Annotated in this window: 9 protein-coding genes; 2 read left to right on the top strand and 7 right to left on the bottom strand. The window is 57.1% G+C overall.

What is annotated here, in order from left to right:
* The first annotated feature begins 1 nt into the window (after nt 1).
* Nucleotides 2–2,320 carry an alpha-xylosidase gene (gene yicI / locus QRN24_RS15080; RefSeq protein ID WP_284942857.1) on the top strand — a complete coding sequence of 773 codons (2,319 nt, stop codon included), beginning with the start codon at nt 2–4 and terminating at the stop codon, nt 2,318–2,320.
* A 60-nt stretch (nt 2,321–2,380) separates the two neighbouring features.
* Here the strand turns inward: yicI and QRN24_RS15075 are convergent, their stop codons facing one another.
* Together QRN24_RS15075 and xanP are read right to left on the bottom strand one after the other, a co-directional pair.
* Complete coding sequence (locus QRN24_RS15075; protein ID WP_284942856.1) at nt 2,381–4,084, bottom strand: AsmA family protein; 1,704 nt, start codon at nt 4,082–4,084, stop codon at nt 2,381–2,383.
* 119 nt (nt 4,085–4,203) lie between these two features.
* Complete coding sequence (gene xanP / locus QRN24_RS15070) at nt 4,204–5,595, bottom strand: xanthine/proton symporter XanP (RefSeq protein ID WP_284942855.1); 1,392 nt, start codon at nt 5,593–5,595, stop codon at nt 4,204–4,206.
* A 225-nt stretch (nt 5,596–5,820) separates the two neighbouring features.
* Between xanP and gltS the strand changes: the two genes are divergently transcribed.
* Nucleotides 5,821–7,023 carry a sodium/glutamate symporter gene (gene gltS, locus QRN24_RS15065; protein ID WP_014168040.1) on the top strand — a complete coding sequence of 401 codons (1,203 nt, stop codon included), beginning with the start codon at nt 5,821–5,823 and terminating at the stop codon, nt 7,021–7,023.
* Nucleotides 7,024–7,025: 2 nt separating this feature from the next.
* On the opposite strand, the gene recG is transcribed toward gltS, so the two are convergent.
* Genes recG through gmk form a run of 5 tightly spaced genes read right to left on the bottom strand, consistent with a single transcriptional unit; the run spans nt 7,026 to nt 12,892 of the window.
* A complete protein-coding gene (gene recG / locus QRN24_RS15060; RefSeq protein WP_020882696.1) occupies nt 7,026–9,107 on the bottom strand; it encodes an ATP-dependent DNA helicase RecG in 2,082 nt (693 codons plus the stop codon).
* Between the two features lie 3 nt (nt 9,108–9,110).
* Nucleotides 9,111–9,800, bottom strand: a complete 690-nt coding sequence (gene trmH, locus QRN24_RS15055; protein ID WP_014168042.1) for a tRNA (guanosine(18)-2'-O)-methyltransferase TrmH — start codon at nt 9,798–9,800, stop codon at nt 9,111–9,113.
* A gap of 4 nt (nt 9,801–9,804) precedes the next feature.
* Entirely contained in the window at nt 9,805–11,919 is a 2,115-nt protein-coding gene (spoT, locus tag QRN24_RS15050; protein ID WP_014168043.1) for a bifunctional GTP diphosphokinase/guanosine-3',5'-bis pyrophosphate 3'-pyrophosphohydrolase, read from the bottom strand.
* Nucleotides 11,920–11,938: 19 nt separating this feature from the next.
* Nucleotides 11,939–12,214 (bottom strand): DNA-directed RNA polymerase subunit omega, encoded by a 276-nt coding sequence (gene rpoZ, locus QRN24_RS15045; RefSeq protein WP_000135058.1) that lies wholly within the window; start codon nt 12,212–12,214, stop codon nt 11,939–11,941.
* Nucleotides 12,215–12,268: 54 nt separating this feature from the next.
* A complete protein-coding gene (gene gmk, locus QRN24_RS15040) occupies nt 12,269–12,892 on the bottom strand; it encodes a guanylate kinase (RefSeq protein WP_014168044.1) in 624 nt (207 codons plus the stop codon).
* Nucleotides 12,893–12,925 lie beyond the last annotated feature (33 nt).

Here is a 12,925-nt window from a genome sequence, read left to right as displayed (position 1 = left end):
TATGAAAATCAGTGATGGAAACTGGCTCATTCAACCGGGCCTGAACGTCACCTGCCCGGTTCAGGTGTTCGATGTAGAGCAGCAGGGCAATGACCTTGTGGTGTACGTGGCGCCGCGTGATGTACGAGAACGTACCTGGCAGCTTGATACCCTGATGTTCACCGTCCGTCTTTTCTCCCCGCAGGAAGGGATTGTTGGCGTGCGTATCGAGCACTTCCAGGGCGTGCTGAACAACGGTCCGCACTATCCTCTGAATGTCATCAAAGAGATGAACGTTGAGATTGAAAACAATGCCGAATTTGCTGAGCTGAAAAGCGGTCACCTCAGCGTGCGCGTCACCAAAGGCGAGTGCTGGGCGCTGGATTTTCTGCGCAACGGACAGCGTATTACCGGCAGTCAGCTGAAAAACAACGGTTACGTGCAGGATACCCGTACCGATCGTCATTATGTTTTTGAGCGTCTGGATCTGGGCGTAGGTGAAACGGTCTACGGTCTGGGCGAGCGCTTTACCGCGCTGGTGCGTAACGGCCAGACGGTCGAGACCTGGAACCGCGACGGCGGCACCAGTACCGAGCAGTCATACAAAAATATTCCGTTCTATCTGACCAACCGCGGCTACGGGGTGCTGGTGAACCACCCGGAAAACGTGTCGTTTGAAATTGGCTCCGAGAAGGTCTCCAAAGTGCAGTTCAGCGTGGAAGGTGAATATCTCGAGTACTTTGTGATCGACGGCCCGACGCCAAAAGAGGTCCTGAATCGTTATACGTGCTTCACCGGGCGCCCGGCACTGCCGCCCGCGTGGTCATTCGGCCTGTGGCTGACCACGTCGTTCACCACCAACTACGACGAAGCGACGGTGAACAGCTTTATCGACGGCATGGCGGAGCGCGATCTGCCGCTGCATGTCTTCCACTTCGACTGCTTCTGGATGAAGGCCTTCCAGTGGTGTGATTTTGAGTGGGACCCGGTGACCTTCCCGGATCCGCAGGGGATGATCCGCCGCCTGAAGGAGAAAGGGCTGAAGGTTTGCGTGTGGATTAACCCGTACATCGGCCAGAAGTCGCCGGTATTTCGCGAACTGAAAGAGAAGGGCTACCTGCTCAAGCGTCCGGACGGTTCCCTGTGGCAGTGGGACAAATGGCAGCCGGGCCTGGCGATTTATGACTTCACTAACCCGGACGCGTGCCGGTGGTATGCCGACAAGCTGAAAGGCCTGGTGGATATTGGCGTCGACTGCTTTAAGACCGACTTTGGCGAGCGCATCCCGACGGACGTCCAGTGGTTTGACGGTTCCGATCCGCAGAAGATGCACAACCACTACGCATACCTTTATAACGAACTGGTGTGGAACGTACTGAAAGAAACGGTGGGCGCGGATGAGGCGGTGCTGTTTGCCCGCTCGGCGTCGGTAGGTGCGCAACAATTCCCGGTGCACTGGGGTGGCGACTGTTACGCCAACTACGAGTCGATGGCGGAAAGCCTGCGCGGCGGGCTGTCGATTGGTCTGTCCGGCTTTGGCTTCTGGAGCCATGACATCGGTGGATTTGAGAACACCGCGCCGGCACACGTCTACAAACGCTGGTGCGCGTTTGGGCTGTTATCCAGCCACAGCCGCCTGCATGGCAGCAAATCTTACCGCGTACCGTGGGCATACGATGATGAGTCCTGTGATGTGGTGCGTCACTTCACTCAGCTGAAATGTCAGATGATGCCGTATCTCTATCGCCAGGCTGCTCTGGCTCGCGAGTATGGCACACCGATGCTGCGGGCGATGATGCTGGAGTTCCCGGACGATCCGGCATGCGATTACCTCGACCGTCAGTACATGCTGGGGGAGTCGGTGATGGTAGCCCCGGTGTTTTCTGAGGCCGGTGACGTGCAGTTTTACCTGCCGGAAGGGCGCTGGACCCATCTCTGGCATAACGATGAAATCGAGGGCAGCCGCTGGCATAAACAGCAGCATGATTTCCGCAGCCTGCCGGTCTATGTGCGCGATAACACCCTGCTGGCGTTGGGCAACAATCAACAGAAACCGGACTACGCCTGGAACGAAGGGACAGCTTTCCAGCTGTTTAACCTGGGCGATGGCGCGATGGCGGTGAGCGAAGTGCCCGCGGCGGACGGTTCTGTGGCATTTACGCTGAAAGCCACACGCAGCGGCGACACCGTGACCATTACCGGCACAGGTGACGCACGAAACTGGTCGGTCTGCTTGCGCAACGTGCAGAAACTGAGTGGCGTAAAAGGCGGCTCAGAGGCCGGAAGCGAGTGGGGCGTGGTGGTGAAAGCGGAGGGTAATGAGGTGGTGGTACACCTTTAATTTTCCTCACCTTGACCCTCTCCCCAACGGGGGGAGGGAAGGGTTTGCTTCTTCTTCCTTTCAGGGAGAGGGCAGGGGCGAGGATAGTGTCGACACCTCTCCCCCCGTCATCGTCTGTTGCACCTGCTGTTTATCCATATTTACCGCATTCAGTTTCCCGTTAACCGTCGGCTTCAGCGGTGCGTTGGCCTGCACGCTGCCGCTGGCGGTTAGCTGGATATTGCCATCACCGCCAATGGGCAGCGCCGGCCAGCCCCACGCCTGCAGCACGTTGAGTGGCACGCCGCGTCCGTTCAGGCTGATTGTGGTCTGCCGTGGCGGAAGCTGTGAAACCGTCGCCGTGGCTTCCAGAATGCCTTTTTCGGTGAAAGCGCTCAGGTCGGTAATGTTTACCGTTGAGGCGTTAGCGTTCAGCGCCAGCGACGGACGACGCACGTCCACGCGGTTAAAGGTCGCCGCCGCGCCGTTCAGCGTTGCGCTGCCACCCCATACGCCCCACTGGCGATCTTTCGCCAGCTGCAGGTTCGCACCATAGCCATCAAGAGAGGTAATTTGCCACGGGAAGGCCGGGTCGATATCGATAACCAGGTTGCGGCTCAGGCCGAATTTTTTCAGCGTCAGGCTGTTCAGCCATTCCGGTAACGGCTCCATCCACAGCGTTTTCCAGTTCTGCGGCAGGGTGTATTCCAGCCCGGTGATGGCGACATCGTCCAGCACCAGCGCGTTACCCTCGCGCAGCCAGTTGCCGGAAGCGCGTACCATGCCGCCCTCCCAGCGGGAGGTAAACTGGCGCAGCGCCACGCCTTGCGGGGAGAACTCCGCATTCATGATCGGGTCGAACAGATGCAGAGAGCCATAAATAAACTCGCTGGCGTTCATGGACAAACGCCCCTCCTGACTTTGCCAGTCACCTTTGCTGAGTGTCAGGTTGCGCAGGCTTAAATCGAGATCGGTCACCGCCCAGTCCGGCCCCTGCAGGCGTGCGTCAGTCACTTCCAGACGGCCAATCTGCAGCGAGGGAATGGTGGTCAGAGGCGCGAAGAAATCCACCAGTGACTTATCGCTTTGCAGGCGGATCTCATTCAGACGCATGGTGTCGATAATCCAGCTGCCGTCAGCGTTGCGCAGGGCGGACCCGGTGAGCGAACCGCGCGCCATATCGGCACCAATGGTGTTCAGCACCACCTCTTTGCCGTTGAGTTGTCCCTGGATCAGCACGTTGGTGGCCGGCACGCCGTTCAGGGTAAGCGAGCCTGCGCTCACCTGGATCTGTGCGTTTTTACCCAGCACATTGCCTGCTTCTGGCTGCCACGGGCTGACGCCGCCCGTCACTTTCTGTGCGCTGAGATCCCATTCCGTATTGGGGCTGTTAAAGGCCATGTTGTTCAACTGCAAACGGTCCGCCTGGAACGGGAGCGGTGCCGTCTGAGGAGAAAGATTAAGCGTGCCATCGAACAGGGTAATGGTGTCCATGTGCAGCGGATCGGTGACCTGTCGGCTACTCAGACCAATATCGACTTTCCTGGCCACCAGCGTGGCGGGTTTACCGTCGCGGCCAAACGTGACGTTTTCCAGAATGATGTGGGAAGGTGACGAAAAGCGGTGATCCATCAGGTCGAAATTGAGTTCGTAATCGGTATTCACCGTTATCCAGTTGCTGGCCTGAGATGCTCCCCAGTGGGTCTGGAGCAGAATATAGAGCGCCAGCACCACAATGAGCAGGGCCACCAGAAGATAGACGAGTACCTTTCCAATAAATTTCATGGTCTTCCATCCCGCGAAACGCACATAAGGGAGTTATGCACGATTTATGCGCAATGCTCAAGGCGGGAATGGTGTAAAGAGATGTCACGGCAGGCGTTGACAGCCTGCCGTAAGGGCGATCAATTTTTCTCAGGCGGGAAAACGAGGTTCAGAACAATCGCGGTGATACCGCCTGCCGCAATGCCGGAAGAGAGCAGGTTTTTCACCCAGTCCGGGGCAAACTGCAGGATTAGCGGTTGCTGTGAAACACCCAGACCCACGGCCAGCGACAGGGCAATGATCATGATGGCGCGGCGGTTCAGCGGTTCGCGGGAGACGATACGTACACCGGAAGCCGCGATGGTCCCGAACATCACCAGCGTTGCGCCGCCCAGCACCGGTTCAGGTATATGCTGCACAAAACCGCTTACCGCCGGGAACAGGCCGAGGACGATCAGCATCAGTGCCACCACAAAACCGACGTAGCGGCTGGCAACGCCAGTCAGCTGGATCACGCCGTTGTTCTGGCCGAAGCAGGAGTTCGGGAAGGTGTTGAAGACCGCAGAGACAAACGAGTTCAGGCCGTTCGCCAGCACGCCGCCTTTCAGGCGTTTCATATACAGCGGGCCGGAGACCGGCTGCTCGGAGACATCAGACGTGGCGGTGATATCGCCAATCGTCTCCAGCGAGGTGATCATAAAGACCAGCATCAGCGGCAGCAGCAGACCCCAGTCAATGCCCAGGCCGTAGTACAGCGGCGTTGGAATGGTGATCAGCGTACTGTTGGTCTGCGGGGTGTTCTCCGGCAGCATACCCAGCGCCCAGGCCAGCAGATAACCGGCCGCCATGGCGATCACCAGCGATGCCACACGCAGATACGGGTTACGCTGACGGTTAAGCAGAATAATGATTGCCAGTACCACGCCGGCCAGCAGCAGGTTTTTCGGTGCACCAAAAGTGTGGTCGCTCATTGCCGCATAACCGCCACCGATGGAGGTCAGGCCAACCTGAATCAGCGACAGGCCAATGATCATCACCACCACGCCGGATACCAGCGGCGTGATCACGCGACGCGCCAGGTGCAGTACCCGGGAGATCACCATCTCGGTACAGCTGGCCAGCATCAGCGTGCCAAACAGCGCCGCCATCATGGTCGGAACATCCGCGCCGCCGGTTTTGAGGGCTGTACCGCCCATGATCAGCGGTGCGACGAAGTTAAAACTGGTGCCCTGGATCGACAACAATCCAGACCCCACCGGGCCCCACGCTTTAATTTGAATAATTGACGCCACGCCGGAGGCAAAGAGGGACATACTGATGATGTGCTGTGTATCCTGAGCCGGTAAACCAAGCGCCTGGCAGATCAGCAGCGCCGGGGTGATCACCGCAACGAACATAGCCAGCAGGTGTTGGCAGGCGGCAAAAAGCGTCTGAGGAAGAGGCGGACGGTCTTCAAGGCGGTAAATCAGTTCGCTATTTTGCTTCTGCGCAATCGGTTGCGCATCGGGAGACTCAAGGGTGTTAACGGACATCGGCGGCAATCCCACGGTGGAAAAGCGGGCATTTTATCTGACCACCTGGTAAAAGCAAACGATTGCCAACAAAAAAAGACAAGAAAATCTGCCGCTGTGAGCAGGTTTTCTACAACCCATGGGGAAAAAAAATTACACTTTTTGCGCCGGCGGCTCATGACGAGCGCAAGCCGGCCCAGGATAACGCCGCGTGTGTATGGAACACGCGCATAACAGGAGCCTTTTATGATTCATCTCGATACGTTGTCGACCCTTGTTGCCGCAACGCTGGTCTTACTGCTTGGCCGTAAGCTCGTACACAGCGTTTCCCTTCTGAAGAAATACACCATTCCTGAACCTGTTGCCGGCGGACTGCTGGTGGCGCTGGCCCTGCTGGTGCTGAAGAAAAGCATGGGCTGGGAAATTGATTTTGATATGTCCCTGAAAGATCCGCTGATGCTGGCCTTCTTTGCCACCATTGGCCTGAATGCCAACCTGGCGAGCCTGCGGACGGGTGGCAAAGTGCTCGGCGTATTTCTGATCGTGGTGGTAGGGCTGCTAGTGATGCAAAACGCCATTGGTATCGGGATGGCCACGCTGCTGGGGCTGGATCCGCTGATGGGGCTGCTGGCCGGATCAATCACCCTCTCAGGTGGCCACGGTACCGGGGCGGCGTGGAGCAAGCTGTTTACTGAGCGCTACGGCTTTGAAAACGCCACCGAAGTGGCGATGGCCTGCGCCACCTTCGGTCTGGTGCTGGGCGGCCTGATCGGCGGGCCGGTGGCGCGGTATCTGGTGAAGCACTCTGGTACGCCAGACGGAAGACCGGACGATGAGCTGGTGCCCACTGCCTTTGAGAAACCCGACGTCGGGCGCACCATCACTTCGCTGGTGTTGATTGAAACTATCGCGATGATTGCCATCTGCCTGACGGTGGGCAAAGTGGTTGCGCAATGGCTGGCAGGTTCAGCGTTCGAGCTCCCGACATTTGTGTGCGTGCTGTTTGTTGGGGTGCTGCTGAGTAACGGTCTGGCGCTGATGGGCTTCTACCGCGTATTTGAACGTGCCGTATCGGTGCTTGGTAACGTCTGCCTGTCGCTGTTCCTGGCGATGGCCCTGATGAGCCTCAAGCTCTGGGAGCTGGCCTCACTGGCGCTGCCGATGGTGGCTATTCTGGCCGTTCAGGCACTGTTTATGGCGTTCTACGCCATGTTTGTGACCTGGCGCATGATGGGCAAAAACTACGATGCAGCAGTGCTGGCGGCCGGGCATTGTGGGTTTGGTCTGGGGGCAACGCCGACGGCTATCGCCAACATGCAGGCGATCACAGAACGTTTTGGGCCTTCGCATATGGCGTTTCTGGTGGTCCCGATGGTCGGGGCGTTCTTCATTGATATCGTCAACGCGCTGGTGATCAAGCTTTACCTGATGCTGCCGATGTTTGCCTGAGATCAGGCGTTGGAATAGCGTTCGGTTTCCGGCATCCAGCGCTCAATTAACGCTGCCGCCTGTTCGGGGTAGCGCTCATGAATATGGCGTGCGAGGCGCTGAACTTCGGGGATCATGGCCTGATCGCGCAGTAAATCCGCCACTTTAAATTCGGCGTTACCCGTCTGACGCGTGCCCAGCAGTTCGCCTGGGCCGCGGATCTCCAGGTCTTTTTGTGCAATCACAAAACCGTCGTTACTGTCGCGCAGCACCTGCAAACGCATCTGTGCGGTTTTCGAGAGCGGTGCTTTGTAGAGCAGCACGCAGTGAGAGGCGACAGCACCGCGGCCAACGCGGCCGCGCAGCTGATGGAGTTGCGCAAGGCCAAGACGCTCCGGGTTTTCGATGATCATCAGGCTGGAATTGGGCACGTCTACGCCGACTTCAATCACCGTTGTGGCAACCAGCAAATGCAGTTCACCCTGTTTGAACGACTGCATCACTGCCTGTTTCTCAGTAGGCTTCATCCGCCCGTGAACCAGACCCACGTTCAGCTCGGGTAGCGCCAGCTTCAGCTCTTCCCACGTCGCTTCCGCGGCCTGCGCTTCAAGCAGTTCAGACTCTTCAATTAACGTGCAGACCCAGTAGGCCTGACGGCCTTCGTGAGTGCAGGCGTTGCGCACGCGGTCGATGATATCGCTGCGGCGTGTGTCCGGAATGGCGACCGTGGTGACCGGTGTACGGCCCGGCGGCAGTTCGTCGATGGTCGATGTATCGAGATCGGCGTAGGCGGTCATTGCCAGGGTGCGCGGGATAGGTGTGGCAGTCATGATCAGCTGATGCGGGTGGAAGCCCTGCTGCAGCCCTTTCTCCCACAGCGCCAGACGCTGGTGTACACCGAAGCGGTGTTGTTCGTCGATAATCACCAGGGCAAGACCATTAAACTGCACCTGCTCCTGGAAAATCGCGTGCGTGCCGACAATCATCTGTACCTGACCGCTGGCAATGGCGTCCTGTTGTGCCTGACGCGCTTTACCTTTTTGCTTCCCGGCAAGCCAGCCCACTTCAATCCCAAGCGGGGCAAACCACGCGCGGAAGTTATTAGCGTGCTGTTCAGCCAGCAGTTCGGTGGGGGCCATTAGCGCCACCTGCCTTCCGTGGGCAATCGCGCGCAGGGCAGCCAGGGCTGCAACCAGCGTTTTACCGGACCCCACATCCCCCTGAACCAGGCGCATCATGGGCACATCGAGCGCCATATCGCGTTCGATCTCGGCCGTGACGCGTGCCTGTGCACCGGTGGGTTTAAACGGCAGTGAGGCCAGCAGCTTATCTTTGAGTTCATCTCGCGGGCTTAAGGGCTGGGCATGAAAACGCTGCGCACCCGCCCGTACCGCCAGCATGCTCAGGTTATGAGCCAGTAATTCCTCAAGGATAAGACGCCGTTGAGCGGGGTGTTTGCCGCTTTCCAGGTCGCTAAGCTGCAGGGTTGGCGGCGGGCGGTGCAGGGTGCGCAGCGCCTCGGGCAGACTCATCATGCCCTGAGCCAGCTCAGGCGGCAGTAGCTCGGTAATGGCGCAGGTATCCAGCAGTTCCAGCGCCTGGTCGGTGAGTTTACGCAGCGTTGCCTGCTTGATGCCTTCGGTCGTCGGATAAACCGGGGTCAGGGTCTCCTGCAGCTCCGGCGTGCTCAGATCTCCCTGAACGCGATACTCCGGGTGGATCATCTCTGCGCCATATTTCCCGCGTTTGGCTTCACCATAGGCCAGCACCCTGCGACCGGTCGCAAGGCTGTTTTTCATGGCCGCATTGAAGTTGAAAAAGCGCATGGTGAGAATGCCGGTGCCGTCGCTGATCTGACAGGTCATCATCCGGCGTCCGCCAAAGGTGATATTGCAGTTCAGTACTTCGCCTTCAACGGTGGCGTAAATGGCAGGCAGCAGATCGCCAATCTTATAGAGTTGGGTGCGGTCTTCATAACGCAGGGGGAGATGGAGCAGGAGATCCTGCACGGTGTGCAGGCCAATTTTTGCCAGTTTACTGCTTTGCGCCGCACCTACGCCCGTCAGGCTATTGAGCGGTATGGCATCCAGCAGACGGCCTTTCATCGGTTATCCTGCGTACTGCATGGTGGCCCACCACTCGGCATCGGCTTCAATTTCGCCCTGCGCGTTGACGTGGGGGTAAGGCAGTTTTTTCTGTTTCGCGACGCGAGCCAGCACCGGGTAACCACCTTCGAACAGCAGGCGCTGCTGCTCCTCTTCCGGCAGCATACTGTTGCTGCGCTTGTACATACCCGCGTTCTGACGCTGGCGCTGCGCTTCATAGAGAATGAGCGCAGAGGCCACGGAGACATTGAGAGACTGCACCATGCCGATCATGGGGATGATGATATCCTGATCCGCCAGATCCAGCGCTTCCTGGGTGATCCCGGTTTTCTCCTGACCCATCAAAATACAGGTCGGGCGGGTGTAGTCGATCTCACGAAAATCGACGGCTTTTGCGGACAGGTTAGTGGCCAGGACCTGCATACCGCGACCTTTCAGGTGCGATACGGCTTCGCCAATAGTCTGGTGGGTTTTGACGGACACCCAGCTGTTACTGCCTGCGGCAGTTGAAGCCATGGTTCGCATGCGGGCACCCGGCCAGACGGCGTGTACTTCATGCACGCCTACGGCGTCTGCGGTACGGACAATTGCAGAGACGTTATGAGGTTTGTGGACCTGCTCCATGCAGACCGTCAGATCAGGCTGACGCCTGGCGAGCATTTCGCAGATACGCTCGTAACGTTTTGAATTCATAAGTCTAGTTTCGGTTACGGGTGACTTTAATCACGTCCGGCATCACGCGGATCTTGCGCATAATGTTCGCCAGATGCACGCGGTCACGGGCGGTCAGACGAATAAAGGCGCTGTAGACGCGGCCATCTTTCTCTTCCGTGTTCAGGCTCTGAATGTTGGAAGAGGCCGTATTGATTGCTGCCGTCAGGTTCGCCAGGGCACCCTGGTGGTTGAACATATCCACCTTAATTTCGGTGATAAATTCCTGTGCCGTCTCTTTATCCCACTCGACTGCCATGAACTTCTCCGCCTCTTTTTGATAGCCGCGGATGTTACGACAGGATTCGTGGTGGATAACCAGCCCTTTACCCGGACTGACGTGCGCAATAATCGGGTCACCCGGGATAGGACGGCAACATTTCGCGAAGGTGATAAGTACGCCGTCCGCGCCTTTGATCGGCAGATGACCGTGGCTTTGCGTCGTCGTCGGGATCGCCGTGGTATCACCCTGCTGCAGGTTCTTCGCCACGACCACGCTCATGGCGTTGCCGAGGCCGATTTCTGCCAGCAGGTCATCAAGCGAGGCGAGCTTCATGCGCTCCAGCTCACGCTGAATGTTCTCTTTCGGGATCTCAGCCAGCTTACGGCTACCACCCAACGCATGGTTGAGCAGACGACGCCCCAGGCTGACAGAATCATCGCGCTTGAGGTTTTTCAGCAATTGGCGGATTTTGGCGCGTGCTTTGGAACTCACGACAAAGTTCAGCCAGGCCGCGTTCGGACGTGCGCCCGGTGCGGTAATAATTTCCACCGTCTGGCCGCTGGAAAGCGGCTGAGAGAGCGGATAAGGCTGCCTGTCGACACGCGCGCCCACGCAGGCGTGGCCGATATCGGTATGCACGGCGTAAGCAAAGTCGACCGGCGTAGCGCCTGCAGGCAGTTCGACAATGCGGCCTTCTGGGGTGAAAACGTAAATCTCATCCGGGAAGAGATCGGATTTAACGCTCTCGATAAATTCAAACGAGCTACCTGCACTCTGCTGCAGCTCCAGCAGGCTTTGCATCCAGCGCTGGGCGCGGATTTGTGCGGTCGTACTGCTTTCGCCACCGTGCTCTTTATAAGCCCAGTGTGCAGCCACACCCATCTCCGCCATCTGGTCCATGTCTTCGGTGCGGATCTGCACTTCAACAGGCACGCCGTGTGGACCGATCATTGAGGTGTGCAAAGATTGATAGCCGTTCGCTTTTGGAATGGCGATGTAATCTTTCATGCGCCCTGGACGCGGTTTGTACAGGCTGTGCATCTGGCCCAGCACGCGGTAGCAGGTATCAGAGTCGTGGACGATCACGCGGAACGCGTAGATGTCCATGATCGAATGAAAACGCTGCTCTTTGAGCACCATTTTGCAGTAGATGGAGTACAGATGTTTTTCGCGACCGCTGACGCGGCACGGAATTCCCGCTTCCTGTAAACGTCCTTCAATTTCAGAGAGGATCTTTTGAATCATCTCTTTACGGTTGCCGCGTGCGGCTTTCACCACCTCTTTAATCACGCGATAGCGGTTCGGGTATAACGCTTCAAAACCCAGCTCTTCCAGCTCGGTTTTAATGTGGTGGATACCTAAACGGTGCGCCAGCGGACTGTAGATTTCGAGGGTTTCACGGGCAATGCGGCGACGTTTGTCCGGGCGAAGTGAGCCCAGCGTGCGCATATTGTGGGTACGGTCAGCAAGTTTGATAAGAATGACGCGGATATCCTGCACCATCGCCATAATCATCTTGCGAAAGTTTTCGGCTTGCGCCTCTTTCTTGTCGCGGAATTTCAGCTTATCAAGCTTAGAGACCCCTTCCACCAGCTCGGCAACGCTTTTGCCAAACAGCTGTTCCATATCCTGGTAGGTGGCAGGGGTATCTTCGATCACATCATGCAGCAGGGCAGCCATCAGCGTTTCGTAGTCGAGTTTCATCTCGGCCAGAATACAGGCCACCGCTACCGGGTGCGTGATATAGGGTTCACCGCTTGAACGTGCCTGGCCCTCGTGAGCGTCACGTGCAACGAGATACGCCTGCTGAAGACGCTTAATCTGGTCTTCAGGCAGGTAAGTTTGAATCAGTTGATTCAGGCTTTCAAACAGATACAAGGGCGACCCGCAGGTTTAATTAACGACGACCTTCAGCAATGGCGGTTACGGCCTGCAGTTCTGCGGCTTCCTGCTCTTGCTGCTCCTGGCGCTCACGTACGTCGAGGATCTGATTGTTGATCAGACCTTCTTCGATTTCGCGAAGTGCAATAACGGTAGTTTTATCGTTTTCTTCCGGTACCAGCGGATCTTTACCGCCTACCTGCATCTGACGAGCGCGACGCGCGGCGACCAGCACCAGGTCAAAACGGTTACCAATTTTCTCTACAGCGTCCTGAACAGTTACGCGTGCCATACTTAAAATGCTCCACAGGTGAAGAAATGACTGGGCATGATACTGAAAGTGGGTTCAGTCTGCCAACAGTTTGGTGATTAATGCGTCATGTCGCTGCTTCTGGCGGCTCATACGCAAGCGTTCTGCGCGAAGAATGGTTTTGAGATCGCTCAGCGCGGCATCAAAATCATCATTCACAATAAGGTAATCATATTCCGCGTAATGGCTCATTTCTGCAACTGCCTGCTCCATACGCCGGGCGATCACTTCCTCGCTGTCCTGACCGCGGCCACGCAGTCGGCGATCCAGCTCATCTTTCGATGGCGGTAAAATAAAGATACTGCGTGAATCAGGCATTTTCTTGCGAATCTGCTGTGCGCCCTGCCAGTCGATATCCAGGAACACATTTACGCCCGTGGCCAGAACCTGCTCAATGGTTTCACGCGAAGTGCCGTAGTAGTTACCGAAAACTTCTGCGTGTTCAAGAAACGCGTCTCTGCCAATCATCGCTCTGAATTCATCGTGATCAACAAAGAAATAGTGTTCACCGTGCACTTCACCCGGACGCGGTTTACGCGTGGTGTGAGAAACAGAAACCTGTGTGTCGTACAACGGTTGGGTTTTTAACAGTGCCTGAATAAGGCTGGATTTACCCGCGCCACTAGGGGCAGAAACAATATAAAGCGTGCCTTGAGCCATGAGAGTCTTTTGTATGTGTTAACGAAGAAGTCC

Origin of the sequence: Enterobacter sp. MEB024 (assembly GCF_030209635.1) — a bacterium.
Lineage (GTDB): Bacteria > Pseudomonadota > Gammaproteobacteria > Enterobacterales > Enterobacteriaceae > Enterobacter > Enterobacter ludwigii.
The sequence above is the reverse complement of the archived record's forward strand: the minus strand, read 5'-3'. Positions and strand labels throughout refer to the sequence as shown.

What these genes read in the sequence shown, in the direction of transcription:
- yicI (WP_284942857.1), top strand. Translation starts at nt 2, where the DNA reads ATGAAAATCAGTGATGGAAACTGGCTCATTCAACCGGGCCTGAACGTC.
- QRN24_RS15075 (WP_284942856.1), bottom strand. Translation starts at nt 4,084, where the DNA reads ATGAAATTTATTGGAAAGGTACTCGTCTATCTTCTGGTGGCCCTGCTC.
- xanP (WP_284942855.1), bottom strand. Translation starts at nt 5,595, where the DNA reads ATGTCCGTTAACACCCTTGAGTCTCCCGATGCGCAACCGATTGCGCAG.
- gltS (WP_014168040.1), top strand. Translation starts at nt 5,821, where the DNA reads ATGATTCATCTCGATACGTTGTCGACCCTTGTTGCCGCAACGCTGGTC.
- recG (WP_020882696.1), bottom strand. Translation starts at nt 9,107, where the DNA reads ATGAAAGGCCGTCTGCTGGATGCCATACCGCTCAATAGCCTGACGGGC.
- trmH (WP_014168042.1), bottom strand. Translation starts at nt 9,800, where the DNA reads ATGAATTCAAAACGTTACGAGCGTATCTGCGAAATGCTCGCCAGGCGT.
- rpoZ (WP_000135058.1), bottom strand. Translation starts at nt 12,214, where the DNA reads ATGGCACGCGTAACTGTTCAGGACGCTGTAGAGAAAATTGGTAACCGT.
- gmk (WP_014168044.1), bottom strand. Translation starts at nt 12,892, where the DNA reads ATGGCTCAAGGCACGCTTTATATTGTTTCTGCCCCTAGTGGCGCGGGT.